The following is a 23,597-nucleotide window of genomic DNA, read 5'->3' as shown; positions in this document are numbered from 1 at the left end:
TTCCGCCTCGTTCTCGCACCACCCGCAGCAGCCGGTCAAAGCGTCTCCACGGCCTCCTGAAGAGACCGTGGAGCGGGCGACTGAGACAGCCAGCGCGACCGCCACGGAAAAGCAGCCGTTCGGCAAGCGGGGACGGCCGTTCGAATCGTCAGCCAGGCGGGGCAGTTCATCCACGAGGTGTCCGTCCATCTCCGGGAGGCCACGAGACAGAACACGTTCATCGGGCGGCTCAACGCCCGGTTCGATCTGGCGCACGTCATTCAGGATCTGGGTACGGGGAAGAACGAGTTCTCTCTGGTCGGCGGGCTTCTGGGGGCGGGCAAGATGGCGGTGGGCGCGGCCGCCTCGACGGTGATCGTGCTTGTGCTGACCGTCTACTTCCTCGCCGACCTGCCCCGCATCAAGGGCCCCGCCTACCGCTGCGTACCCAACTCCCGGCGCCCCGCGATCCTCATCGGCGAGGACGTTCTGAACAAGGTCGGCATGTTCGTCTTCGGCGACCTTGTCACCTCCGTGGTCGCCGATGTCCCCTACGCACTGATCCTGTCCCTGTTCGTCATCCCCATCGCAGTGGCTCTTCGCCTCATCCTGCAAGAGGTCGTGTTTCCCCGCCTCGACAACTCTTGAGGGTCACCGGCGGTCGCCCGTTGCCGGGCGACTTTCGCGATGCCGATGTGATCTGAGTGGGTCCGATCGCGTTCGCCGTACAGCCGCAGCGTCGTCGAGCACACGGAGCGCGGCGGGCATCCGGTCATGACACGAGAAAGCGCGGGCTGGAATCTTGTCAGCCCTTACGCGCGCATACGCGCGAAGGAGCCAACGGACGCCGCTGCCCTTCACCGCCCTCACGGTAGGCCCTGCCGTGAGCGCCGCACGATCTGACATGGACGCTCCTCAAGTCCCACTTGCCAGGTACTAAACATGTGTTCAGCCTCATCGGACCTGACCGCCCAGGCCAAGATTCGCAACGCGGCCATCGAGCACCTCGCCCGGGACGGCTTCCAGAAGACCAACCTGAGCGTCATCGCGGCCACCGCCGGAGTGAGCCCCGGCCTGGTCATCCACCATTTCGGCAGCAAGGAAAAGCTCCGGAGCGTCTGCGACGACCATGTCCTGCGTATCTTGGTCCAGCGGGCCGACAACGCCCGCCCGAGCGGCATGCAGGACCTCTTTCGCGAATACCTCTCCAACCCGGAGGAATACCGCCTCCAGATGCGGTACATGCTGCGCGCGATCGAGGAGGACACACCCGCCGCGGCCACGTTCGTCGACACGCTGGTGGAGGAGTCCGAGGAGATCCTGCGGGCCGGTATCGCCGACGGCTCGATGCGACCGTCCTCGGACGTGCGGGCGCTGGCGGTGCTGAGCGTGCTCAACAGCGTGGCCACGCTGACCATGCCGCCGCCCCTGGCCCGGGCGCTGGGCTACGAGCGGTTCGGCCCCGACGTGCTGCGTCGTCTCGCGCTGCCCACGCTGGAGCTCTACACCCACGGGCTGTTGACCGACGACACCGCGCTGAAGGCCACCCGGGCCGCGCTGGACGAGTCACCACAGAAAAGGGACTGACACGATGGCCATCGCCCTCCCCGACCTCACCCCGCTGGAGAACACGCTCTGGCTCACCCTGGCGGGCAAGGCGCTCGACTACCAGGCCAAACACCCGATCCTGCACGACAAGACGGCCTACGACATCGTCAGGAGGCTCGACTACGACGCCGGGCGGTTCAAGCTCTCCGCCAGTCCCGTCGTGGGCATCGCGCACCGCTCCCTGGTCATGGACAACATCGTGCGGCGGTTCATCGCCAAGAATCCCGACGCCGTCGGACTCGACCTGGGCGCCGGACTCGACACCCGCGTCTACCGCGTCGACCCGCCCGCCACCGTCGAGTGGTACGACGTCGACCTGCCCGGCGTGGCCAAGGCCAGACGACTGCTGCTCCCCGAGCGCCCCCACACCCACACCATCGGCTCCGACCTCAACGACCCCCGATGGATCAGCGATGTTCCGGCCGACCGCCCCGCCGTGATCGTCGCCGACGGCCTGATCGGGTTCCTGTCGGAGGAGGAGCTGGCCACCCTCCTCGACCGCCTTATCCGCCACTTTCCCACGGGCGAGATCTGTTTCAACGGCTACACGAGGTTCCACGTGTGGGCGGCCAGGAAGTACGCAGGCACCCAGTCCGTCGTCCCCTTCCTGAAGTCTCCCGGCTTCGACACCCCGCAGGACATCGAGCGTCTGGAGCCTCGCCTGAAGCTGGTACGCGAGATCTTCCTGGGTCGTGAGCCCGAGGTCGCCGACTATCCGTGGACGACCCGCCTGGCCGGTTTCCTGACCGCCTGGAGTACCTCCGTCTCGCGCAAGGGTACCGCCGTCCAGCACTACCGCTTCTAGAGCGGTCCTGTACGGAGCGGAGACCAGAGGGTAGGTCCGGCGCGTGACGTCACGTGACAAAAGCGGTGGCGGCGACCGTGGATTTCGCCGCCGTTGACCGCCGTTTTCGGCGATGCCCAAGTCCGGCTCAGCGATCGGTGATCAGAGCGTCCAGGGCGGTCGCCTTGTCGGCTTCGGTGGGCAGGGCGTAGCGGCGGGTGGTGTCCAAAGAGCCGTGGCCGAGGAGCTCGGCGGCCAGGATGGGGTCCTTGCCGCCGCGGACGAGCTGGGCGGCGAAGGTGTGGCGCAGCACGTGCGGGCCGAAGGGCTCGGTGGGGTCGTCGTTGACGCCGCAGGCCTCGCCGAGGCCGGTGATGATGTCGCGGGCGGCGCGGTCGGTCAGGCGGCCGCCTCGCTGGTTGAGGAAGACCGCACCGCTGTGGGCCCCTTTCCAGCCGGCACGGGTCGTCAGCCAGTCGGTCAGGGCCTGGTGCAGGTCGGGATGGACGGGCAGGAGGCGAATCTTGCCGCTGCCGCGGCCTTTGCCGCGGATGCGCAGCTCACCTGCGTCGGCTGACAGGCGCACGTCGGCCACGTCGAGGCCGACGACCTCGGAGATGCGCAGGCCCGCGTAGTAGGGCAGCAGGGCGATGGCCTTGTCGCGTGGGGTCGCGGTGAGCTGGACGTGGCGGATATAGCGGCGGGCGCGGTGGGCGTCCAGAGCGCGGGGAGCGGTGCGGCCGGCGTCGTGCTCGCGGCGGGCCTGGGGCTTGCCGAGGCCGCGGCGGGCGTAGAAGTCGTCGATGGCCGACAGGTAGGTGTCGATGGTGTTGGGGGCGCGGCGGCCGTTCTTCAAGTGGCGGCGGAAGTCATGTACCGCGCTGGCGGCCGCTACCGGGTCGGTGAGCGGGTCACCGTCCAGGGCGCCGGCCTCGTGCTGGTCGGCCAGCCAGGCCAGATAGCCGCGCAGCCGGGAGGTGTACTTGGTCTTGGTGGAGTCGGCCAGGGGGGAGCGCCCGAGCGCGGTGGCGTAGTCGGTGAGGATTGTCGCGTACGAGCCGGGGAGCGGGAAGGCCCGCGACCTGGTCATGTTTCCGGACGATTCTCCGGCCGGTTTCGCGATCTCTGAGAGTGAGTTTCCGGAAGTCACCCTCGCAGTTTACTTCCGGAATTATGGAATTCCGGAAGTAAAGAGTAGAGTGGGGACACCGAGGTCTTTTCGAGCGTTGGCATTCAGGTCGGCGTCGCCCCCGGCGAACCACCACCGGCCCCCTCGCAGGGGCCTGGACAGGTCAGGCGACCATGACGCCAACACTTCTTTCTCAACCCGCACCACTCAGTTCCAGCTCGTCCGCGATTCCCCGGGTCGACTCCGCGCTGCGGCTCAGTCTTCACCCGGTGCTGGACCGGCGAGCCGTGGTGGACGGGGCCTGGTGGCCCTACTCCCACGACGCGACCGCTGAACTACCCAGTCTTATCGCCGCCGTGGACCGGCTGCTCGGTCGAGTCACGCTCCGCGTCAGCCTGCACGGCGATGCGTGGCAGAACATTCCGCGCCGGATCCCGGCACGAGGGCGGCAGGTCCGCGTCGGCTGGTTCCGCCACACCGACCCGCGCCTGATCACTCTCATCTTCGCGGCCGGCGAACCGGTCGTCCTGCTGGTCATCCCGCCGGACACCGCCGCCGCTCCCGCCGAGGCCACGCTCAGGCGCACTGCTCAAGATCTCACCGCCCGGGAAACCACGGGTTCGAGCGTTGACGGCGCTCAAACCGGCGGCGGCTTGTCGCCCGTCCTCGTTCCGCCTCCGCGCGGGACGGCCGCTGACGACACGGCTCGCTGGGAGAACGAGAGCGGGCCGGTCACCGGCCAGAAGGAGCCCTCCTCACCAGACGACCGCCGACGTCGGCGTGCCCCGCGTGTTCTCTGTCGGCAGGGTCGAGCGGTTCCGGGACCCGCTCGACCTGGCGGCAGACCGATCTTCGGCCGGCAGGCATCTCATCCCGTTCACGCCTCTCCAAAGGAGACTTCCATAACCGTCATCGACACCGCGCCGCTCGGCGTGGCCGACCCATCGAAGCCGACCGTCGTCCACCTGTCCGGCGAGATCGACATCTTCACCAGCGCGGAGCTTCGCCGACACCTGATGGACACGCTGCGCTCCAGCACGAGCCTGCTTGTCCTCGACCTGTCGCAGGTGTCGTTCTGCGACGCCGGCGGTCTGGCCGTCCTGGTCGGCATCCAGCGCCGCGCCCGGCCGATGGGCATCACCCTGGCTCTGAGCGCGCCCCGCCCGTTCATGTCCCGCCTGCTGCACATCACCGGCCTGGACCGAGGCCTGCCGATGGTGGCGTGATCGAGGTGCTCGTCCAGGCCCCGGCATACGACGGGAGATCCCCGTTCCCACACGCCCGGCAGCGCGTCGGCGACCATGCCGGGCAGGTGGCGCTGACAGCTGCGACCGTCATCGCGCCGTTCGTCGCGCTGGGCGTCGGCGTCTGGCTGGCCTGGGGAAGCGGGGTCACCCTCACCGACCTGCTGCTGGCCGCTGTCTTCTATGTCGTGACCGGGCTGGGGGTGACGGTCGGATTCCATCGGCTGCTGACCCACGGTTCCTTCACCGCCCGTCCCTGGCTGCGTGCCGTCCTGGCCGTGGCCGGGTCGATGAGCTTTCAGGGCAACCTCATCGACTGGGTGGCCACCCACCGACGGCACCACGCCTTCACCGATCGGCCCGGTGACCCGCACTCCCCCTACCGCTACGGCACCGGTCTCGGCGGGCAACTGCGTGGTCTGGCCCACGCCCACCTGGGCTGGATGTTTTCCAGCGAGCCCACCTCGGCCGCGCACTATGCCCCTGACCTGCTACGCAACGATCCGGCCATGCTGCGCGTCTCGCGTGCCTTTCCCGCCTGGTGCGCCGCCTCGCTGCTACTGCCGTTCGCAGCGGGCTGGGCGATCAGCGGCACCCTCCACGGTGGGCTGACCGCGTTCATCTGGGCCGGGCTGGTCCGCATCGCCCTGCTGCAGCATGTGACCTGGAGCGTCAACTCCCTGTGCCACATGCTCGGTGAGCGGCCGTACAGGACCCGCCGCCACGACCGCTCTACCGACCTGTGGCCGCTGGCTTTGCTGTCCTTCGGGGAAAGCTGGCACAACGGCCACCACAGCCAGCCCGACTGTGCCCGGCACGGCCGTGGCGCCGGCCAGATCGACCCCTCCGCCGCGCTCATCAGCCTGTTCGAACGTCTGGGCTGGGCCACCAACGTGCACTGGCAGCCCCCTGACTTCCTTCAGCACCATCGCGCGGTGGCCGGCAAACACACCCTGCACACCAGCGCCCGCAGCCCTGACAGTTCCCGCGCCCTTCCGGCCCACCAAGGGAAAGGGACCTCATGTCCCATCAAGCCGGGCAGACCCCAGACGATCAGCCTGCCTCCTCAGTCGGCCGCGCCCGATGGCCCGGACGGGAAGCGAAACTGACCTTCACCGTCGAAATCGGTGCCCCCGGCACGCCGATGGCGGTGGTGCACGTACACGGCCCGCTGGACTACGCCACCTCCGCACGGCTGGAGACCGAGATCGACCAGCTGTGGGAGCGGGTGAGCGGCGGCTACCTGGTGCTGGATCTGCAGCAGGTGACGTTTTGCGACTCCACCGGCCTCAGCCGCCTCATCACCGCCTTCGCCGACGCCCGGCAGCGACAGACGACCCTGCTGCTGGCCGCCCTGCCGCTGTTTCTGCACCGCACTTTGGAACTGACCGGCCTGATGCCGTTCCTGCCGGTCCGCGAGAGCCTGGCCCAGGCGCTTTCCGAGGCCAATGCGCACTGCGCGCACACCGATGGCCAGCAGCCCTTCTCGTAAACACTCGGGCCCAGAACGGGAGCGTTTCGGGGCCACCCTACGCGCGCAGATGCGCGAGGGACTCGGCAAGGGTGGGGTGGATGGTGAACAGCGTGGCCAGCCCGGCGGTGGCCAAGCGTTCGAGTACGGCCTGACGCACGCCGATGAGCAGGAGGGGGACCTGGGCGTGGCGGCCGTGGCGGTCAGCGTGCAGGAGCTCGGCGATGCCCATCGCGCCGCACAGGGGCACTGCGGACAAGTCGATGATCACAGCGCGGATGTGCGGGATGCGCAGGGCGGTGTCGACCTGGTCGCGAAAGCGCGGAGCGTAGCGGCCGTCCAGCTCGCCCTCGGCGCGGACGACCACCACTCTGGCCGGGGTGTCGGCGAACAGGAACACAAACGGTGGGGAGGCGTCCATCATTGTGGTGATCAGCTCTTCTCTGAGCGGTGCCTACCGGATGGATCGCTGTCCAGACGGACTCCTTGGGACCTTTACCTGATTATGGGCCCTTGTAACCTGCCGCAGGCCCGCGACGGTCGGCGGCCCGGGGACGAACACGCAGGGCAGGCGTTCTCGGCTCATTGGGCAGACGGTCATAAAATGGTCACTGGTGTGAGAGGCCCCGGCCTCCGGGCAGTCGCGCCCGGCACCGCCTCGCAGAGTCAGCGCCCGGATTCGAGGGGTCGGAGACCCTCGTGGAAGGAGCCCGGTCGTCGTCGCGGATTCAAGGCGGGCAGGTGGAAGCAGTGGTGACGGTGAACGTGATCCGGTTCAAAGGGCCGGACGATCTTCCCCCGCGGGTGTTCGACCCGGTCCGGCTGGCCGCGGTGCGCGCCACCGGCCTGCTGGACACCGGCCCGGAGACCGTCTTCGATGACCTGGCCCATCTGGCGGCCTCGGCCACCGGTGCCCCGATGGCCTTCATCACCGTGGTCGACGAGCGGCGCTCGTTCTGGAAGAGCGTCATCGGCCTGGGAGGCCTGGGACTCGACGAGCGGCAGAACGCGGTGGAGGCGAGTCTCTGCCATCTGGTCGTGGCCGCAGACGAGCCGTTGATCGTCACCGATGCCGCCGCCGACCCAAGGGTCAACGACATCTCCTCCATCACCCGGATGGGCATCGGCGCCTGGGCCGGCTATCCCATCCACGCCCCCGACGGCCAGGTACTGGGCACCGTCTGCGCGGTCGACACCGTCCCGCGTGCCTGGAACGAGCAGGAGATCCGTACCCTGGCCACCCTGGCGCGCGCCGTCACCGGTGAGATCGCCCTGCGCGAGGCCGTGCGGCGCATGAGCGTCCAGATGGCCGACCTGCGCACCACCTTCCGGGAGTCGCAGGCACTGGCCCGCAGCCTGCAAGACAGCCTGCTGCCGCCGGTCCTGGCCGCCCCGCCCGGCCTGGACACCGCCGCGGCCTATCTGCCCGCCGGGCACGGAGCCCTGGTGCTGGGCGACTTCTACGATCTGTTCGCCGTCGGCCCCTCCTCCTGGTGCGCGATCTTGGGGGATGTGGCCGGACACGGGGTGCAGGCGGCCAAGGTCACCGCGCTGGCCCGCTACACCGTGCGCGCAGACGCCCCCCGCCACTTCTCCCCGGCCCAGGTGCTGGCCCAGCTCAACAGCGCCCTGATCGCCCAGCAGATCATCGACCAGCAGTTCCTCACCGTCGTCTGCGCGATCTTCCGCGATCAGAAGAACGCCGAAGGGATCGGCGTCACCGGGGTGCTGTCGACCGCCGGCCACCCCTCGGCCCTGCTGCGCCGCGCCGACGGACAGGTGGAAGAGGTGCGTTCGAACGGAGCGATCCTGGGGGTCTTCCCCGACGCAGGCCTGGGTTCGGCCCGCTTCACCCTGCATCCGGGGGATGCGCTGCTGCTCTACACCGACGGCGTCACCGAGGCCCACCCACCCCGCGACGCAGCCACCATGTTCGGCGAGGAGCGCCTGACCGGCCTGCTGGCCGACTGCCACGGCCTGGAGGCCGCCCAGATCGTGGAGCGCATCAGTCACACCGTGCTGGACTTCTGCCATCACGACAGCGCCGACGACATCGCCCTGCTCGTCCTACGCGTCCCGCCCGCACCCCGGAACTGACCTTTCCTGAAGGGGCACAGCGTCATTGGTTTGGCGCGATCACGGACGGTCAAGCGCCCCCGGTCTCGCGGACGTGCACGATCGGCCTTCTCCAGGCGAGGGCCTCCAGCGAACCCCTCACCAGTACCTGGGCGGCCTGGGGCTCCGGCTCGTCTTCGTCGACGAGTCCGGCCAAGGCCTGAAGCCGTACCTGGGACCGTACGGGACACACTCCGAGGCCGCCGGTGCCCTACCGCGGCTCGGGCCGGGTCCCGATCGCCACGTGATCCCCGGCTTTCTTTCTCAGTAGACAGGCAGTTCGAAGTCGTAGGCCGCGGGGACGAGGAAGCGGCGCACGACCTGGCTGACCGGCGGTGTGGAGGCGGTGCGCAGGACGGTGTGCAGAACCCTGATGCCCCGCTGGGTGCGAGGCAGCGCCAGACGAGGGGTGCCGGGTGGCAGATTTTGTGCCTGCGCGACATAGGGGCGCAACGTGTTCTCGTAGGCCGCGAAGGCGTCGCGGTGGTCGTCGTGCGTAGCCAGTTCCCCTGCCAGGATGTAGGCGCCGACCAGGGCGAGGTTGGTGCCCATACCGCTGAGGGGCGAGGCGCAGTAGGCGGCGTCACCGACGGCCGCCACGCGTCCCCGAGACCATCGGGGCATGTGGACCTGGGCCACCCCCTCCAGGTAGAAGTCGTCGCAGGCGCGCATCTCCCTCAACATCCTGGGGACCGGGCCACCCAGTCCGGCGAAGGTGCGGCGCATGAGCTCCTTCTGTTCCTCAAGGTGCAGGCGGTCGTAGCCGTGGGGCGGCGACAGGAAGGACATCAGCGCCCTGATGGTGCCCAGGTTGTCGGGACGGAGAGTGACGTTCTTGCCGCCGGGGAAGTTGTACCAGCGTGCCCAGTCGTCGTCGGAGGGATGGCGGGGAATGGTGAAGTAGGCGGTGTAGAGCCCACATGATCTGATGCGCGTGGTGTCGCCGAAGACGAGGTCACGGGTTCGCGAGCGGATTCCGTCGGCGGCCACCAGCAGGTCGGCCTTACGCTCGGCACCGGATTTGAAGGCCAGGCGCAGGTGGGCGGGCTCCTCGTGCACCTCGCTGATCTCATCGCCGAAGACGTACTCGGTGTGCCGACGGGTGCGCTCGTACAGCAGGGCGGACAGCTCGCCGCGCAGGATCTCCAGTTCGGTGACGAACCCTCTGCCGCCGAAGGCGGCGGAGGAGAACGCGGCCCTGGTGCGGTCGGCGGCGTCCAGGAACCGGATTCCCTCCTCGCCGGTCGAGCTCGCGCGGATCGCCTCCTCGATGCCCATCAGCCGGGTGACGCTCTGGCCGGCGCCTCGGATGTCCACGGTCTGACCACCCGGCCGCAACCGCGGGAACCGTTCGATGACGACCGGGTGCATGCCATGGCGGTGCAGCCAGAAGGCCAGGGCGGGCCCGGCGATACCGGCCCCTGAGATGACAACGGTACGGCTGGGCATCAGGTGCTCCTTGGGAAGGGGGCTGGGGGTCAGTGGTGGGCCGGTTGCCGGTCCTGGGCGGTGTTCCTGGTGGCGGGGATCGTGGCGGAGGCCAGCAGCGCCAGGAGCAGGAAGCCCGCTCCGACATAGGCACCGAGGGCCAGGCCGCCGGTCATCGCCTCGCGCGCGGCCACGGCCACGGATGCGGTGCCCGGCTTGGCGGCCAGTGGCGCGATCGCGGCGCCCGCGCTGTCGGTGACGGCGCGTGCCAGCTCCTCGGACCGCGCGACGGGCAGGCCCGACGCGGTCAGCGTGTCCTGCAGGTTCGCGCCGAGCGCGGTGAGGAACACCGTGAACAGTACGGCGATGCCGAGCGCCGAGCCGAGCTGCCGGAAAGCGCTCTGGATGCCGGAACCCTGTCCTGAACTGCTTTCGGGCACATCGGCCAGCACGACGTTGGTCACCTGGGCGGTGGCGAACCCGACGCCCACGCCGTACAGGCACAGGGCGCCCGCGATCGTCCACCACGGGCTGTCGGCCGCGGCGATCAGCCCGAGCACGATCAGGCCCGCGGCCTCCAGCGCTAGCCCGATCCTGACCAGGCCGAGCGCGGATACCCTGGCGGCCAGACCGAAGCCGGCACCGCTGGCCACGAAACTGCCCACGGCGACGGCCAGCAAAGACAAGCCCGCCTGGACCGCGCTGTAGCCGAGGGTGAACTGCAGCCACAGCGGCAGCACCGCAATGATCCCGTACTCGCCGAGCCCGATGATCGTGGTGGCGATGTTGCCGTTGCGGAAGGAGGAGATGGTGAACAGCCGGACGTCCATCAGCGCCCTGCCGGGGTCGGCGCTCCTGGTGAGGACGGCCTGCCTGCGGACGAAGCCGATCAGCGCCAGAGCGGACAGCACCAGCGCCACCAGCACGGGCGAGGGGCCGCTGTCCCAGGTGAACCCGAGCACATCGAGCGGCTCGATGCTGGCGAGCCAGCCGTACGTGCGTCCTTCGACCAGCGCGAAGGCGAGCAGTCCGAGACCGAGGATCGACAAGGCCGCGCCGGTGGCGTCGACGCGGGCGGGCCTCCTGGGCGAGCGGGCCAGGAAGACCATGCCGCCGGCCAGGATCAGCAGCGACAGCGGGATGTTGATGCCGAAGGCCCAGCGCCAGGAGGCGTGCTCGGATAGCCAGCCGCCGAGGGCGGGACCGAACGCGGCGGCGGCGCCGATGGTAGAACCCCACACGGCGAACGCCTGGCCACGGGCCTTGCCGGTGAAGGTGGCGTTCAGCAGAGCGAGCGAGGTCGGCAGGATCATCGCCGCGCCCGCCCCCTGCAGGAACCGGGCCAGGATGAGCAGCCCACCGCCCGGTGCGAGCCCGGCCAGCAGGCTGGTCACGCCGAAGACGACGACGCCGGACAGGAAGACCCGCCGGGCGCCGAGGATGTCGGAGTAGCGGCCGGTCAGCAGGAGCAACGCGGCGAAGACGATCGCGTAGGACTCCTGGATCCACTGCGCCTGGGTGGCGTTGACCTTCAGGTCCTCGATGATCGACGGGATGATCACGTTGACGATCGTGGTGTCCACCACGATCAGCGCGACTCCCAGCGCGATGGCGATCAGACCAATCCATCGGCGGGCGAGGGAATGCGTGGACATGCGGAAAACTCCGAACAAGGAAAAGGCATGCTTCAGTACCGGTCCGCGCATGGGCGCGACCGGGGGCGTGCTGCGGTGAGGCGGCGGGGGCTCAGGACGAGGTCATGCCCTCCGCGGCGGCGGTGTAGATCTGGACGACACCGGCCAGGAAGTGTTCGATGACCTCCCGTTCGGCGCCGCTGAGCTTGCCGACGCGCTCACTCACCCCGTCAAGCAGGGGAGCGAGGTGTTCGAAGAGCCGGGCCTTCGAGGTGTCGGCGAGCACGACAAGAACCTTGCGACGGTCGGTGGTGTGTGGCTGCCTGGTGACGTGACCGGCCCGCTCCAGGCGGTCGACGATGTGCGTGCTCGCCGCCGTCGACACCTGCAGTCGATCAGCCAGGTCCTTGGCGGTCAGTGGACCGTCGGTGATCAGATGCTCGATCGCCGACAGATCGGTGGAGTTGATGCCCAGAACCTGACTCAGGCGCTGTTCCACCAGGCGGGTCAACAACCCGATCAGCTGCAGATTTTCCATGATGGGGTCGTCGGTCGCCCGGTTCTGCGCGGTGGGCGTCGTTCCACTAGTCACAGGGTTATACTACTACATAGTTTGCTAACTAGCTTAGTTATCTAACTATGGTGGAATCTAGTCGCCCGACCTTCATGATCGACTTGCCTCCTCGGTGGCGCCTGGCCCGGGCATGCGGCGTTCCAGTCGGGCCACGCCGTCTTGTCCCCCGGCCGAGTACGGTGTTGGCCAACAGGATCGACCACCCGCGCACGGTCTACGTCCGGGAGGGTCAGATCCTCAACGAAACGGACCCTTCACGCCCGCCGACCTCCAGCGAACGGTCGAGACCCTGCTCGACACCGGTAACGGCGAGGCGGGCCGTCGACGATTGCGATCGTCGGATGGTCAGCTACCGGACGACTCTGGACGCGGGCGGCGATCCCCGGGAGGTCGCCGGATCGAGCGGCTGAAGGCGGAGAAACAGCTGCGGGCCGCCACCGGGAGAGGGAGATCGGCGAAAAGGAGATCACGGAGATGATCCCTTGATTGACCGAGATGGTCGAGGTCATCGGGAAGGCGGACCCCGCCGACTGGAACGACCTCTACACACACATATGGGCCTGCACCTCGTCTACAACCCCTCAGAGAGGGAGGTCGTAGTTGAGGCCAGGCCCAACATGTACCAGAGTGTGTGTCCGAGGGGGGAGTCGTACCAAACGCACACGCTTTCACGCTGACCACCAGGTTCCTGCTGGGCCAGGGGTGAACGGCGATGGTGCCGGACTCGCTCACGGTGCGCCGGATCCAGCGCACGACCATCGCCTGTGTCGCTCTTCTGGCGGTCATCGCGGCCGTCGTCTCGTTCCGTCACATGCACGAGCTGTGCCTGCGCCACGGTGAGGACCACCTGGCCGCCGTGCTCATCCCGCTGGCCGTCGACGGGATCATCGTGGTCGCCTCGATGTCCATCCTGCTGGCCAACCGGTACGGCTCCCGCGGCGGCGCCCTGGCCTGGACCCTGCTCGTGGTCGGCAGCCTGGCCAGTTTGGGCGCCAACGTCGCCGTGGCCGAACCCGGTCTGATCGGCCGCGTCATCGCCGCCTGGCCGAGCATCGCGCTGATCGGCAGCTACGAACTCCTCATGTCCCAGATCCGCCGGGTCTCCTGGAACACCGGACGGCAACCCCCGGAGCCTCAGCAGGACGGGGGCAGGAGCCGGAAGATGAGCGTCCCCGAGAAGGCGTGGTGGTCTTGCATCGGGAGGCGTGGCGGTGGGCGCGGGAGAACCGCCGACCGGACGGGACGCTCCCTTCAGGAAGGGCGATCGCCGAACGCTTCGAGCGCAGCCCCCGCTGGGGCCGCTGGATCAAACGAGCAGGCCTGACCGGGAAACTGGAATGAGTACTTGATGGAGCCAGCCAGCACGATCGTGGTCGGCCAGGGTTTCTGCGGCTAGGTGTTCCTCGGGGAGACGGTCAGCTGCGGTTCAGGGCGACCTTGAGGGCGCCGCTGCGTGCCGGGTCGGCGAACACCTCGTATGCCTGCTCGATGCCGTCGAGGGCGAAACGATGGGTGATCATGGAGCCGGTGTCGAGCCGTCCACTGCTCAGCATGGTCAACAGGTCCGGGGTGGAGAAGGTGTCGACCAGGCCGGTGGTGATGGTCACGTCGCGGATCCACAGTTCCTCCAGGTGGAGGGTGGCGGGGCGGCCGTGGACGCCGACGTTGGCCAGATGGCCGCAGGGGCGGATCAGGGTGGCGCACAGTTCGAAGGTCTCCGGCAGGCCGACGGCCTCGATGGCCACGTCGGCGCCGAGCCCGCCGGTCAGCGAACGCACCACCCCCGACGGGTCGTCTCCGGGAGAGACGGTGACATCGGCGCCGAATCGCCTGGCGGCCTGCAGGCGGGTCTCGGCGGTGTCGATCGCGATGACATGGGCGGGGGAGTACAGGCGGGCGGTCAGGATCGCGGCCAGGCCGATCGGCCCCGCTCCGACGACGACCACCGTGTCTCCGGGTTTGACCTGGCCGGCCAGCACACCGACCTCGTAGGAGGTGGGCAGGATGTCGGCGAGCATGACGGCCTCCTCGTCGCCGATCTCGGGGGCGAGCCTGTGGGTGGAAAGGTCGGCGAAGGGCAGCCGGGCGTACTGGGCCTGCACGCCGTCGACACGGTGGCCGAGGATCCACCCGCCGCCGCCCAGGCACTGGCCGTACCGCGCCCGTCGGCAGTAGTGGCAGCGGCCGCAGGCAGAGATGCACGAGGCCAGAACACGGTCTCCGGGCCGCAGTTCGGTGACGGCGTTGCCCACGTCGACGACGGTGCCCACGGCTTCGTGTCCCAGGATCCGTCCCGGTTTCACCTCGGGGACGTCTCCGCCGAGGATGTGCAGGTCCGTGCCGCAGATCGTCGTGGTGTCGACCTGGATGATCGCGTCCCGTGGGTCGGTGATCGCCGGATCGGGGACCTCGGTCCAGGTTTTCCTGCCGGGGCCTTCGTACACCAGAGCCTTCATGACTTCTCCTGCGCGTTTCTTCGATGCCGTGAGGCGGCCTGTTTCGGTCACCGTCCGGCAGGACTCCTTCTCAGCGTGCGTGGGAGGCGGACGGTCCGGTCAGTGGCCAACGGTCATGCGTCGCGGGACAAAGGTCCCGGCGCTGCGCGCCTCCCACGGCGGTGGATCGGCGCCGCGCCATCGGGCGAGTCAGCTGCCTACGATGCGCGGAGGAACCGTGAAAGGCGGTGTGGCAGGGACCAAGGTCGGTGGGTTCCGGGCCGAAAGGCGGCTCCCACGTCGGGTCCGTTGTTGGTGGACTGAACAGGGAGAGGAGCTGCGATGACGAAGGTTCTGGTGGCCTACGGGTCCACACGCGGTTCCACCGGGGAGATCGCCGGATGGATCGGGCAGGTTCTCGCCGAACAGGGACTGGAGGTCGAGGTCCGGGCCGCCGCCGGGGTGAGGGACGTCGGCGGCTACGACGCCGTGGTCGTGGGCGGCGCGGTCTACTACGGCCGCTGGCACCGTCATGCCCGTACCCTGGTCCGGCGTTGCGCGGGACAGCTGGCGCAGCGGCCTGTCTGGTTGTTCAGCAGCGGGCCGCTGCAGAGGGTCGACGATCGGGACGTGTCTCCGCCCGCGGGGGCGGAGCGGGCCAGGCGCAGAGTCGGTGCCCGGGAGAACGTCGTCTTCGGCGGCTGTCTACGTGCCGACGCCAAGGGCTTTCCGGCCGCCACCATGGCCAGGACCGCGGCCGGGGACTTCCGGGATGCCGGACGGGTGCGCGCCTGGGCTCGCGACATCGCCTACGACCTGAAAGCGGCAGACTGACAGAGTTGGTAAGTCGCCATCCTCTAGGCCAACCCGCCTGGACATGCCGGGCAGGGTGCGGGTCGCCGGTCCGTTGCAGCCGGATCATTTGTGATCACACCTGGTGGGTGTGCCCGAAGGTGTGGGGAACGACGGCCACGGGAGCCTCGGCGTGGTGGAGCAGGGAATGCGTGGCCGAGCCGAGGACCGCTCCTCGGCTGGGCGCGCCTACGACGACCAACTCCGCGGTGGCTGAGGCGTCGATGAGGGCCTTGGCCGGGTGCTCGTGCACGACGTGTTCGGTGAAGGGGACGTCGGGAAACCTCTCTCGCCAGCCGGCGAGTGATTCGGCCAGCAGCCGTGCCTCCTCCTGGCCCACTTCCTCGACGTCGTAGACCAGCGGCTGCATGTCACCGGGCCCCCTGACCGCCGGGTGAGTCCACGCGTGCACGGCTCGAAGCGGCAGTTCTCGCCGCATGGCCTCCTCGAAGGCGAACCGCAGGACGGGGTCCTGGCCGGGACGTCCGGTGACACCTACAACGATCTCGCTGCCATGGGGGGTCGCCGGCCGTCGCACGACCACCACCGGGCAGGGGGAACGGGCGGCGAGGTCACGGCTGACCGAGCCCAGCAGCAGTCCGGCGAACCCGCTGCGTCCTCGACTGCCGACCACGACCAGCTGCGCGTTCCGGGCCGCGGTGGTGATCGCCTCGGCGGAGGCGCCGTCGAGGACTTCGGTGGCGACCTCCACCGAAGGGGCCGCGGTATGCGCCCGCGCGACGGCCTGATCGAGTAGTTCCCGGCAGGCGGCCTCCGCGGTGGGGCCCCAGTGGGCAGGCTGGGGAACGAGGGGCACATCGTAGGCCCAGCGCAGGGCGACGTGCACGACACGCAGCGGTGCCCGCCTCAGCGCGGCCTCCTTCGACGCCCAGGCCGTCGCCTCCAGTGAGGAGGCCGAACCGTCGGCACCGACGAGGACGGGTTGCGCCATGATCATCACCTCAGGTGATCCGTGTCACACCGATGCTCCGGCCGAGACGGCCGCCTGGTCTCCGCGACGCCTCGGGTGACCGTGACCTGTACGGTCGACCTCCTCCATTTTTTCCGGCTCCAAACCTGGCGAATAGGGACAAAGGTCACAAAAGTGGGGCATTCCTCGCGTGAACCGATGCCCGGATGAAACGGAGGCGGAAGGTCCCACGCCGGGGGGACCTTCCGCCCTGCTGGAGCGGCCCTCCTGCGCCGACGATGGAGACGGAGGTGACAGGCCATGAGCGAGACACGCGAGGTCGTGGTCGGTTACGACGGTTCGGACTTCTCCATGCAGGCCCTGGAGTGGGCGATGGACGAGGCCGAGCTCAGAAAGCTGCCGCTGACGGTGACGCATGCCTGGCGGTGGCCGTACGGCGAGGCCGGCGAGGAGGCCAGGTCCCACCTGCGCAAGGCCGCCGAGCACGTGCTCTACCACGGCGCCGACTGCGCCCGCTCGTGCAGTTCGATCACCGAGGTCACCGCCGACCTGTACGAGGGGGCCGCCGCCGAGCGGCTGACCGAGCTGTCGGCCCGCGCTGAGCTTCTGGTGGTGGGGTCACGCGGCATGGGGGCGCTGGCCAGGACCGTGGTCGGGTCGGTGGCCGGATACGTGGCGGCCCATGCGCGCTGTCCGGTGGTCGTCGTGCGCGGGCCGGGGCCGATCCCGGTGCCGCTGCACCGTGGGGCCGTGGTGCTGGGGATCATCGACGGCACCCCCGACAGCGCGATCGCCTTCGCCTTCGACGAGGCCGCGCTGCGGGGTCTGGACCTGGTGGCGGTGCACGCCGGACACATCCGGGCGGCGGCATGGGGAACGGCGATGCCCCCGGTGACGGACACGGAGATCACCACACACATGGTCGAGGAGGACCTGCTGCGGCGGCTGCGGCCATGGCGTGACAACCATCCAGCGGTGCCGGTACAGACCCGGTTCGTCACCGCCTCGGCGAAGGAGGCTCTGGTGGGGCTGTCCCGTGAGGCGAGCATCGTGGTGGTCGGCGGAGCACGCGCGACCGGCAGGCTCGGCTCGGTGACCAGGGGGATCCTGCGGCACGGAGCGAGTCCCGTGGCGGTCGTCCCGGTAACGGAGAGCATGCCGCAGGCCGGATCCGCTCCTCCGGGCGAGAACTGAACGCAGAAACGTCAGGAAAGGGGAAAATCATGACGTTGCAGGTGAAGGACGTCATGGGGCTGGTGGCCATCGCGGTCCGCCCAGAGGCGACGTTCGCCGAGCTGGTGGCGACCATGCGCCGCTTCAAGGTGGGCGCCGTGGCGGTGATCGACGCCGAGGGCCGCCCGATCGGGATGGTGTCACAGGACGATCTACTGCTGAAGGAAATCGACATACCAGGGAGCGGGAGGCTGTTCGAGAGCCGTGCACGGCGGCGGGAGCATGACAGGGCCGCGGGAATGACCGCCGGCCAGATCATGTCCAGTCCGGCGCTGACCGTCACCCGCCAGACTCCGGTGCGGCAGGCGGCCCGGTTGATGCACACCCATCGGATCAGACAACTACCGGTGATCGACGCCGCCAGTGGCAAGATCGCCGGTACTGTGCACCAAGCCGACCTGCTGAAGGTCTTCATCCGACCGGACGCCGACGTCCTGGCGGATGTGGCAGGGGCCGTGATCAGCCTGGGGGCGGATCCGAGGGCACTGACGATCACCGTTGAGTCCGGCGTGGTCCGGATCGAGGGACGACTGGCCAGGCGTTCGCAGATCGCCGCACTCGTCGAGGCCGGACGTCGGATCGAGGGAGTCGTCGATCTCGACGCCGACCTCACCTACGACCACGATGATCTGGTGAGGATCTCGCCAGTGCACCTGTGAGGACGCCCACAGCGGTCACAGGGGCTGTTCTGATGGGGGTCGGCTGTCGGGCCCCCGGTCCCCATGAGGGTACCGGGGACGACGCCTTCGGCATGGTCGTCTTGAGGGGGCGATGCCGACGAACACCGGTGCTTTCAAGAGGCGGTGCCTGAGAGCCGTCACGGTCCCTCTCGGGGACGAAGCGTCGGTATTCAGGAGACGAAGCCTGCTCCGGTAGGGGAGAACAAGGATCATATCCACGGATGCGAGACTTTCCATGTGGGGAGGATCGAACCCGGTGGCCTGCTGCCGCACCTGAGACTGGACGAGCTGCTCACGGAGCTGCAGAGCCGCCTTGAGGCGGTGCTGGCCACCCGGGACCGGGTGCACGCCCTGCTCGACGCCGTCGTCTCGGTGGGCAGCGACCTGGACCTGGAGACCGTGCTGCACAGCATCGTGGAGACCGCGACCCACCTGGTCGAGGCCTCCTACGGCGCGCTCGGCGCGATCGGGGAGCAGAACACCCTGGTGCAGTTCATCCCGGTCGGCCTGTCCGAGGAGGAGATCGCCCGCATCGAGCACTGGCCGCACGGCCTCGGTCTGCTCGGCCTGCTCATCAAGGAGCCGAAACCGCTGCGCCTGGCCCACATCTCCGACCACCCGGAGTCGTACGGCTTCCCGCCGGGACACCCGCCGATGGGCTCCTTCCTCGGGGTGCCGATCCGGGTCCGCGAGGAGGTCTTCGGCAACCTCTACCTCACCGAGAAACGCGGCGGCGGGGCCTTCGACGAGGAGGACGAGGCGATCGTGATCGCGCTGGCCACCGCCGCCGGCGTGGCCATCGAGAACGCCCGGCTCTACGAGGAGAGCCGCAGGCGGGAGGTGTGGCTGCAGGCCTCCTCCGAGGTGACGACCAGCCTGCTGTCCGGGGCCGACCCGCAGCAGGTGCTGACCCTGATCGCCCGGCGGGCCAGGCAGATGGCGGGCGCCGACATTGTGGCGGTGTTGCTGCCTGACGACACCGGACAGGTCCTGAGGGTGGCCATCGCCGATGGGCTGACAAGTGATCAGGTGGCCCATGTCGAGGCGGAGGTCGCCGATTCCTTGGCAGGGCGGGCTTTCAGCAGCGGCGAGTCACTCATGGTCACTACGCTCGACGAGGCCGGGGCGGCGGTGGCCATTGCCGAATATGCCGAGTTGGGGCCGGTGGCAGCGGTGCCGATTGGGGCTGCGGGAGCCGTACGCGGGGTGCTGTCACTGGGCAAACGGTCGGGTCGTATCCCGTTCACTCAGGTCGAGCTGCGCACTCTGCACGCTTTCTCCGCGCAGGCTGCGATCGCCCTGGAGCTGGCCGAGAGCAGGATGGACGCCGAGCGGCTCGGCCTCCTCGAAGACCGTGACCGGATCGCCCGCGACCTGCACGACGTGGTGATCCAGCGGCTGTTCGCGGTGGCCATGACGCTGATGAGTACGGTGCGGCTGGTCGAGCACCCTGAGGCCTCCTCACGCGTGAAGAACGCGATCGACGAACTCGACAGCACCATCCGGCAGATCCGCTCGACCATTTTCGCCCTGCAGACGCCCCACCAGGACGGCGAGGCGGGGTTGCGCACGCGGATCGTGGGACTGGTTGAGGGCGCCCGCGGCCACCTGGGGTTCATGCCGGGCCTGGAGATGGAGGGGCCGCTGGATACCCGGGTCGGGCCGGAGCCGGCCGAGCACCTGCTGGCCGTACTGCAGGAGGCGCTGTCCAACGTCGTACGGCACGCCAGAGCGACCAAGGCCGACGTGTGCGCTGAGGCGACGGGGGACCGGCTCACCTTGGTGGTGACCGACAACGGCACCGGGCTTCCGGCTGACAGCAGGCGCAGCGGGCTCCGCAACCTCGCCGAGCGCGCGAAGCGGTTCGGCGGCTCCTTCGAGATCAGCTCACCTTCCGAGGGCGGCACCCGGTTGACCTGGAGCGTCCCCCTCACCTGAGGCTGGATCGGAACAGGCGGCACCGTTCGCGCCGCGTCCGTTCGATCAAGGCAGGGCCGGTCGCCGACACGGGGCCAACCCGGGATATGGCCGGCCGCTCGCGGGTACGGCGGTTCGACGCTACGGCGCGATGAGATCTGCTCCGCCCACAGTACGACGCGACGCGCCAAAGGACTTCGCCGCCACATCGGCACGTTCGTCGAAGTTTCATCGGATGCCCGCGGCCTCACCTTTCGGCGGGGCCGGTGTGTTCACCTCCGGTTGGTCCACCGAGCCGCTGCCTCCCAGCAGGGGCACAGCGGGTGGAAGGGACCTTCGTCCCTGGAAGCGATGGTGGGAATGGCGGATGGTGGAAAGCGGGGGTGATTGACGTGAAGGAAGGTCATGAGTTCCGCTGGGGAGGGCTGGCCGGGATCGCCGCGCTGGTGTTCATGATCGCCGGACGGCTGACGATGGGAAACGTGCCGAGGGTCACCGATCCTGCGGCGGTGATCGTCGGCTACTTTCCGCAGTACCGCGTTCAGATCCTGATCGGAGCACTGCTGTACGCCATCGCGATCGCACTGCTGCTGTGGTTCGGGGCCGCACTCGCCACGGCCTTCCGTTGCGCGGACGAGACGGGGGACGCCCCCGCGCTGGTACTTGCCGGGTATGTGCTCATGTGCGTGCTCGGGTTCATCGGCGTGGCGCTGTTCGCCGGAATCGCGTACGCGCTGACCATGTACCGCGGCCTTCTGGAGGTTGCCGCAGGGCCGTACACCGCGTTGACCGCGATGGGCACCGTTGCCGGCATCGCGGTGGCCGTACCGTTCGGAGCCTCCGCGGCGGCCATCTTGCGTACACGGGTCTTTCCCGTCTGGATGGCCTGGTTCGCCGTCGTCGTCGCCGCGGCCAACGTGCTGTCGGCGTTCGCGGTGGGGGTCACAGGAGGTGCGTTGGCGCCCGACGGTCCGATCGTGGGCTACGTTCCCGGTGTGCTGGTGGGCCTGTGGGTGCTGGTTGCGAGCGGGCTGCTCATCCGCGAGCACCTGCCGCTCCCGGCGGGAGCACGGCCGGTGATGGGGCACTGACACGATTCCACCCGCGTGTAGGGCGTGTCCCCCGTCAGAGATCGTGCGGCCGGCGAGACTGACGCCAGCGGAGGAACACGAGCGGGCCGAACTTCTTCGTCGCGTGCGACGTTTCCGGAACGGTCGCGTCTCGCTGGATCCGGCGGGCCGTACGGTGATCGTGGTGGACGACGGTGTGGCCACCGGCGGGACGGCCAGGGCGGCCTGCCAGGTCGCTCGGGCCCGGGGAGCCTCTCGGGTGGTGCTGGCGGTTCCCGTGGGGCGCCGGACATGATCGCGGGCCTGCGTGAGGTCTCCGATGACGTGATCTGCCGGCGGATCCCCGGTTGTCTTCGCGGGCTCGGGGCATGGTACGGGGGCTTCACGCAGACCACCGACGAGCAGGTGATCGAGCTGCTCAGGCGGAGCGCGCCCTCCCGGGCGGGTGCACGACGGGAGGTCCCTCGTGACCGTGGCAGGGTAGAAGAGCCATTTGGCGGGAGGCGGTCAGGGGCTCTCGGTCCTCGCTTCCTCGTGCTCGACGTGGGCGTCCGGGCCGGGGAAGAACATGACCTCGTGTTCCTGGTCGAGCCAGTGGACGTCGTACGGAGGCGTACCGTCAGAGTGGTGTAGCCCGGTGATGACGCCGACACGTCGTGGGTCGCCCAGGTGGGTGCTCTCGACGATCAACCGGTCGCCTACTTGTGCCTTCATGATCCCTACCTTTCTCGGTTCTTACCGGCTTTCCGAAAGTACGGTGGTCTGTGGGTTACGCGTGCCCCGTCGTGGACAGGTCATCCGCGACGTGAAGATGGAAGGCGATCTCCGGTGGTGTTCGCAGCGAGTTGTACACAGCACTGTGCTCGATCGCCGAGATGAAGGAGTCCCGTAGCCCAGCAGGTACGCCTGGAGCTTCGACGACCAGTTCGATCCGGTTGACGCGTGCGGGACGCAGGCCGAGCTCGTAGTGGGCGGTGACGGTGACGCCGGCGGGCAGTTCACAGCGGTGAAGGTAGCGTTCGGCGCGCTGGGCGGCACAGGCGGCGAGGCTTCCGGCGAGCAGCTCTACCGGGTCGGGGCCGGTGTCACCACCGCCGAAGTCTCTGATCTGGTCGACGCGGACGATGTGTTGCCGCATGTGGATGTCGAAGCGGTCACCGCCGTGCCAGACGATCTTCACGGTGCCGTTGTGGTTCTGCCCCATGCTGACCTCCCGGGAGATGTCCGGGTTTCAGGAACCTGGATGTGAGCCCGTCACCTGTGTCCATGGCGTGCCCGCCTTCGTGGTTTTGCGTTGTTCCGTGCTGTGCCAGGTCTTGAGCGCACGGGGGGTGATCCTGTCGCGCTCGGCGGCGACGAAGTCGGACAGCTCACGGGCGCGGGTGAGGAACTGGGCAGGGAAGACGATGGTGGAGTTGTGCTCCACGGCGATTTCGCTCAGCACCTGAAGGTTACGCAACTGCAGCGCGATGGGGTGAGCGGCGATGACGTCGGCGGCCTCGGCGAGCCTTCCGGCCGACAAAGCCTCTCCTTCGGCGGCGATGATCTTCGCGCGCTTCTCGCGCTCCGCCTCGGCCTCGCGGGCCATCGCCCGCTGCATCGACTGCGGCAACTCGATGTCCTTGAGTTCCACGAGCAGTACGTAGACGCCCCACTGTTGGGTGATCCGATCGAGGATCTGCTTGATCGACTCGTTGAGCGTCTCGGTGTCGGTCAGCACCTGATCCAGCAGGGAGCGGCCGACGACGTTGCGGACGGTCGTCTGGGCGATCTGACTGACCGCGTCCTGCACGTTCTCGATCTCTACGATCGACTTCACCGGGTCCACCCGGCGGAAGTAGGCTACCGCGGCGACGCCGATGGAGACGTTGTCGCGGGTGATGATCTGCTGCGAGGCGATCGGCATCGTCACGGTGCGCAGGCTCACTTTACGCATCCGATCCACCAGCGGAATCATGAACCGTAGACCGGGCTCGCGAACCGTCCGCACCTGGCCGAGCCGGAACACCACTCCGCGTTCGTACTGCCGCACGATCGCGATACCGAGGTTTGACATGACGGTCTCCTTCCGTTGTTCTTCCCCTCCGCTCTGTGTCCGTGTCACGCGGATCCGATGGTCCGGTGGCCATGGCCACAAGCTCCTTTGTGCTCCTTCGCGCCGGAGGCCGCGTCCCTTGAGAAGGGAGGGTCTCCTGTTACGAGGCGGAGCCGGTGAACTGGGCGATGTCGCCCGAGGTGACGTCGAACAGTCTTGCTGCCAGGTCGGCCAGCGCGCGGGCGACAGCGAGCTCGTCGCCGATCTCGGCCACCGGCTCGTCGACCGGGTTGCGGCGTGCCCGGCCGACCCCGGTCAGGTCGTGGGTGTCCCTGGTGGTCAGAACCGCTCTGGCGAAGGTCTCATCGCCTTCCTCGGTGATGTGGATCTGTACGGTCCACCGCTTGGCTTCCATGATCTGAATCTCCGTTCGACGAAGTGATGATCGCGATGCCGAGCCGGGTGCCGGATCTCCTCG

25 protein-coding genes are annotated in these 23,597 nt (G+C 68.7%); 14 read left to right on the top strand and 11 right to left on the bottom strand.

Annotated elements, in window-relative coordinates:
* Window positions 1-177: 177 nt before the first annotated feature.
* The 3 genes from ACFYY8_RS24640 to ACFYY8_RS24630 all read left to right on the top strand — a co-directional run bounded on the left by ACFYY8_RS24640 (window position 178) and on the right by ACFYY8_RS24630 (window position 2,392).
* A complete protein-coding gene (locus ACFYY8_RS24640) occupies window positions 178-627 on the top strand; it encodes a hypothetical protein (RefSeq protein WP_390044658.1) in 450 nt (149 codons plus the stop codon).
* A 294-nt stretch (window positions 628-921) separates the two neighbouring features.
* On the top strand, window positions 922-1,566 hold the full coding sequence (locus tag ACFYY8_RS24635; protein WP_390044656.1) for a TetR family transcriptional regulator: 645 nt from the start codon (window positions 922-924) through the stop codon (window positions 1,564-1,566).
* A gap of 4 nt (window positions 1,567-1,570) precedes the next feature.
* Complete coding sequence (locus ACFYY8_RS24630; protein ID WP_390044654.1) at window positions 1,571-2,392, top strand: class I SAM-dependent methyltransferase; 822 nt, start codon at window positions 1,571-1,573, stop codon at window positions 2,390-2,392.
* Between the two features lie 127 nt (window positions 2,393-2,519).
* Here ACFYY8_RS24630 and ACFYY8_RS24625 read toward each other — a convergent pair whose 3' ends face one another.
* Window positions 2,520-3,461 carry a tyrosine-type recombinase/integrase gene (locus ACFYY8_RS24625; protein ID WP_390044652.1) on the bottom strand — a complete coding sequence of 314 codons (942 nt, stop codon included), beginning with the start codon at window positions 3,459-3,461 and terminating at the stop codon, window positions 2,520-2,522.
* A gap of 212 nt (window positions 3,462-3,673) precedes the next feature.
* Here ACFYY8_RS24625 and ACFYY8_RS24620 point away from each other — a divergent pair, with 212 nt between their 5' ends.
* Genes ACFYY8_RS24620 through ACFYY8_RS24610 form a run of 3 tightly spaced genes read left to right on the top strand, consistent with a single transcriptional unit; the run spans window position 3,674 to window position 6,236 of the window.
* A complete protein-coding gene (locus ACFYY8_RS24620) occupies window positions 3,674-4,726 on the top strand; it encodes an STAS domain-containing protein (RefSeq protein ID WP_390044650.1) in 1,053 nt (350 codons plus the stop codon).
* Window positions 4,723-5,853, top strand: a complete 1,131-nt coding sequence (locus tag ACFYY8_RS24615; protein ID WP_390044648.1) for an acyl-CoA desaturase — start codon at window positions 4,723-4,725, stop codon at window positions 5,851-5,853. The genes ACFYY8_RS24620 and ACFYY8_RS24615 overlap by 4 nt, the downstream gene beginning before the upstream one ends.
* A gap of 41 nt (window positions 5,854-5,894) precedes the next feature.
* The gene (locus tag ACFYY8_RS24610) at window positions 5,895-6,236 is read left to right on the top strand and encodes an STAS domain-containing protein (protein WP_390044646.1); all 342 of its coding nucleotides are present in this window, start codon (window positions 5,895-5,897) and stop codon (window positions 6,234-6,236) included.
* Window positions 6,237-6,273: 37 nt separating this feature from the next.
* Here ACFYY8_RS24610 and ACFYY8_RS24605 read toward each other — a convergent pair whose 3' ends face one another.
* Window positions 6,274-6,615: an STAS domain-containing protein gene (locus ACFYY8_RS24605; RefSeq protein WP_390044644.1), complete on the bottom strand. Its 342-nt coding sequence runs from the start codon at window positions 6,613-6,615 to the stop codon at window positions 6,274-6,276.
* Between the two features lie 341 nt (window positions 6,616-6,956).
* Here ACFYY8_RS24605 and ACFYY8_RS24600 point away from each other — a divergent pair, with 341 nt between their 5' ends.
* Window positions 6,957-8,312 (top strand): PP2C family protein-serine/threonine phosphatase, encoded by a 1,356-nt coding sequence (locus ACFYY8_RS24600; protein WP_390044642.1) that lies wholly within the window; start codon window positions 6,957-6,959, stop codon window positions 8,310-8,312.
* 282 nt (window positions 8,313-8,594) lie between these two features.
* Here the strand turns inward: ACFYY8_RS24600 and ACFYY8_RS24595 are convergent, their stop codons facing one another.
* The 3 genes from ACFYY8_RS24595 to ACFYY8_RS24585 all read right to left on the bottom strand — a co-directional run bounded on the left by ACFYY8_RS24595 (window position 8,595) and on the right by ACFYY8_RS24585 (window position 11,984).
* On the bottom strand, window positions 8,595-9,779 hold the full coding sequence (locus ACFYY8_RS24595; protein WP_390044640.1) for an FAD-dependent monooxygenase: 1,185 nt from the start codon (window positions 9,777-9,779) through the stop codon (window positions 8,595-8,597).
* Between the two features lie 29 nt (window positions 9,780-9,808).
* Window positions 9,809-11,413, bottom strand: coding sequence for a DHA2 family efflux MFS transporter permease subunit (locus ACFYY8_RS24590; RefSeq protein ID WP_390044638.1), 1,605 nt, complete (start codon window positions 11,411-11,413; stop codon window positions 9,809-9,811).
* A gap of 91 nt (window positions 11,414-11,504) precedes the next feature.
* On the bottom strand, window positions 11,505-11,984 hold the full coding sequence (locus tag ACFYY8_RS24585) for a MarR family winged helix-turn-helix transcriptional regulator (RefSeq protein WP_390044636.1): 480 nt from the start codon (window positions 11,982-11,984) through the stop codon (window positions 11,505-11,507).
* A 694-nt stretch (window positions 11,985-12,678) separates the two neighbouring features.
* On the opposite strand from ACFYY8_RS24585, the gene ACFYY8_RS24580 reads away from it, so the two are divergent.
* Complete coding sequence (locus ACFYY8_RS24580; RefSeq protein WP_390044634.1) at window positions 12,679-13,290, top strand: DUF2637 domain-containing protein; 612 nt, start codon at window positions 12,679-12,681, stop codon at window positions 13,288-13,290.
* Between the two features lie 91 nt (window positions 13,291-13,381).
* On the opposite strand, the gene ACFYY8_RS24575 is transcribed toward ACFYY8_RS24580, so the two are convergent.
* Complete coding sequence (locus ACFYY8_RS24575; protein ID WP_390044632.1) at window positions 13,382-14,422, bottom strand: zinc-dependent alcohol dehydrogenase family protein; 1,041 nt, start codon at window positions 14,420-14,422, stop codon at window positions 13,382-13,384.
* Between the two features lie 321 nt (window positions 14,423-14,743).
* Here ACFYY8_RS24575 and ACFYY8_RS24570 point away from each other — a divergent pair, with 321 nt between their 5' ends.
* Entirely contained in the window at window positions 14,744-15,235 is a 492-nt protein-coding gene (locus ACFYY8_RS24570; protein WP_390044630.1) for a flavodoxin domain-containing protein, read from the top strand.
* Window positions 15,236-15,329: 94 nt separating this feature from the next.
* Here ACFYY8_RS24570 and ACFYY8_RS24565 read toward each other — a convergent pair whose 3' ends face one another.
* Window positions 15,330-16,205 (bottom strand): universal stress protein, encoded by an 876-nt coding sequence (locus tag ACFYY8_RS24565; RefSeq protein ID WP_390044628.1) that lies wholly within the window; start codon window positions 16,203-16,205, stop codon window positions 15,330-15,332.
* 279 nt (window positions 16,206-16,484) lie between these two features.
* On the opposite strand from ACFYY8_RS24565, the gene ACFYY8_RS24560 reads away from it, so the two are divergent.
* The 5 genes from ACFYY8_RS24560 to ACFYY8_RS24540 all read left to right on the top strand — a co-directional run bounded on the left by ACFYY8_RS24560 (window position 16,485) and on the right by ACFYY8_RS24540 (window position 21,379).
* Window positions 16,485-17,378, top strand: coding sequence for a universal stress protein (locus ACFYY8_RS24560; protein ID WP_390044626.1), 894 nt, complete (start codon window positions 16,485-16,487; stop codon window positions 17,376-17,378).
* Between the two features lie 29 nt (window positions 17,379-17,407).
* The gene (locus ACFYY8_RS24555; protein WP_390044624.1) at window positions 17,408-18,076 is read left to right on the top strand and encodes a CBS domain-containing protein; all 669 of its coding nucleotides are present in this window, start codon (window positions 17,408-17,410) and stop codon (window positions 18,074-18,076) included.
* Between the two features lie 258 nt (window positions 18,077-18,334).
* Window positions 18,335-20,035: a GAF domain-containing protein gene (locus ACFYY8_RS24550; protein WP_390044622.1), complete on the top strand. Its 1,701-nt coding sequence runs from the start codon at window positions 18,335-18,337 to the stop codon at window positions 20,033-20,035.
* Between the two features lie 371 nt (window positions 20,036-20,406).
* Window positions 20,407-21,105, top strand: a complete 699-nt coding sequence (locus ACFYY8_RS24545; protein ID WP_390044620.1) for a hypothetical protein — start codon at window positions 20,407-20,409, stop codon at window positions 21,103-21,105.
* 103 nt (window positions 21,106-21,208) lie between these two features.
* A complete protein-coding gene (locus tag ACFYY8_RS24540; RefSeq protein WP_390044618.1) occupies window positions 21,209-21,379 on the top strand; it encodes a phosphoribosyltransferase family protein in 171 nt (56 codons plus the stop codon).
* A gap of 212 nt (window positions 21,380-21,591) precedes the next feature.
* On the opposite strand, the gene ACFYY8_RS24535 is transcribed toward ACFYY8_RS24540, so the two are convergent.
* The 4 genes from ACFYY8_RS24535 to ACFYY8_RS24520 form a co-directional block, all read right to left on the bottom strand.
* Window positions 21,592-21,798: a DUF1918 domain-containing protein gene (locus ACFYY8_RS24535; RefSeq protein WP_390044615.1), complete on the bottom strand. Its 207-nt coding sequence runs from the start codon at window positions 21,796-21,798 to the stop codon at window positions 21,592-21,594.
* Between the two features lie 55 nt (window positions 21,799-21,853).
* Window positions 21,854-22,288: an OsmC family protein gene (locus tag ACFYY8_RS24530; RefSeq protein WP_390044613.1), complete on the bottom strand. Its 435-nt coding sequence runs from the start codon at window positions 22,286-22,288 to the stop codon at window positions 21,854-21,856.
* A gap of 27 nt (window positions 22,289-22,315) precedes the next feature.
* Entirely contained in the window at window positions 22,316-23,116 is an 801-nt protein-coding gene (locus ACFYY8_RS24525) for a slipin family protein (protein ID WP_390044611.1), read from the bottom strand.
* 163 nt (window positions 23,117-23,279) lie between these two features.
* The gene (locus tag ACFYY8_RS24520; protein WP_390044609.1) at window positions 23,280-23,534 is read right to left on the bottom strand and encodes a dsRBD fold-containing protein; all 255 of its coding nucleotides are present in this window, start codon (window positions 23,532-23,534) and stop codon (window positions 23,280-23,282) included.
* Between the last annotated feature and the right edge of the window lie 63 nt (window positions 23,535-23,597).

Source organism: Streptosporangium sp. NPDC001559 (assembly GCF_042893955.1).
Classification (GTDB): domain Bacteria; phylum Actinomycetota; class Actinomycetes; order Streptosporangiales; family Streptosporangiaceae; genus Streptosporangium.
Note: the sequence above shows the minus strand (reverse complement) of the source record. Positions and strands in the feature narration are given on the sequence as shown.

Coding starts and splice junctions, on each gene's coding strand:
- ACFYY8_RS24570 (WP_390044630.1), top strand. CDS start 14,744: ATGACGAAGGTTCTGGTGGCCTACGGGTCCACACGCGGTTCCACCGGG.
- ACFYY8_RS24625 (WP_390044652.1), bottom strand. CDS start 3,461: ATGACCAGGTCGCGGGCCTTCCCGCTCCCCGGCTCGTACGCGACAATC.
- ACFYY8_RS24560 (WP_390044626.1), top strand. CDS start 16,485: ATGAGCGAGACACGCGAGGTCGTGGTCGGTTACGACGGTTCGGACTTC.
- ACFYY8_RS24535 (WP_390044615.1), bottom strand. CDS start 21,798: ATGAAGGCACAAGTAGGCGACCGGTTGATCGTCGAGAGCACCCACCTG.
- ACFYY8_RS24635 (WP_390044656.1), top strand. CDS start 922: ATGTGTTCAGCCTCATCGGACCTGACCGCCCAGGCCAAGATTCGCAAC.
- ACFYY8_RS24530 (WP_390044613.1), bottom strand. CDS start 22,288: ATGGGGCAGAACCACAACGGCACCGTGAAGATCGTCTGGCACGGCGGT.
- ACFYY8_RS24520 (WP_390044609.1), bottom strand. CDS start 23,534: ATGGAAGCCAAGCGGTGGACCGTACAGATCCACATCACCGAGGAAGGC.
- ACFYY8_RS24590 (WP_390044638.1), bottom strand. CDS start 11,413: ATGTCCACGCATTCCCTCGCCCGCCGATGGATTGGTCTGATCGCCATC.
- ACFYY8_RS24630 (WP_390044654.1), top strand. CDS start 1,571: ATGGCCATCGCCCTCCCCGACCTCACCCCGCTGGAGAACACGCTCTGG.
- ACFYY8_RS24575 (WP_390044632.1), bottom strand. CDS start 14,422: ATGAAGGCTCTGGTGTACGAAGGCCCCGGCAGGAAAACCTGGACCGAG.
- ACFYY8_RS24555 (WP_390044624.1), top strand. CDS start 17,408: ATGACGTTGCAGGTGAAGGACGTCATGGGGCTGGTGGCCATCGCGGTC.
- ACFYY8_RS24565 (WP_390044628.1), bottom strand. CDS start 16,205: ATGGCGCAACCCGTCCTCGTCGGTGCCGACGGTTCGGCCTCCTCACTG.
- ACFYY8_RS24580 (WP_390044634.1), top strand. CDS start 12,679: ATGGTGCCGGACTCGCTCACGGTGCGCCGGATCCAGCGCACGACCATC.
- ACFYY8_RS24620 (WP_390044650.1), top strand. CDS start 3,674: ATGACGCCAACACTTCTTTCTCAACCCGCACCACTCAGTTCCAGCTCG.
- ACFYY8_RS24595 (WP_390044640.1), bottom strand. CDS start 9,779: ATGCCCAGCCGTACCGTTGTCATCTCAGGGGCCGGTATCGCCGGGCCC.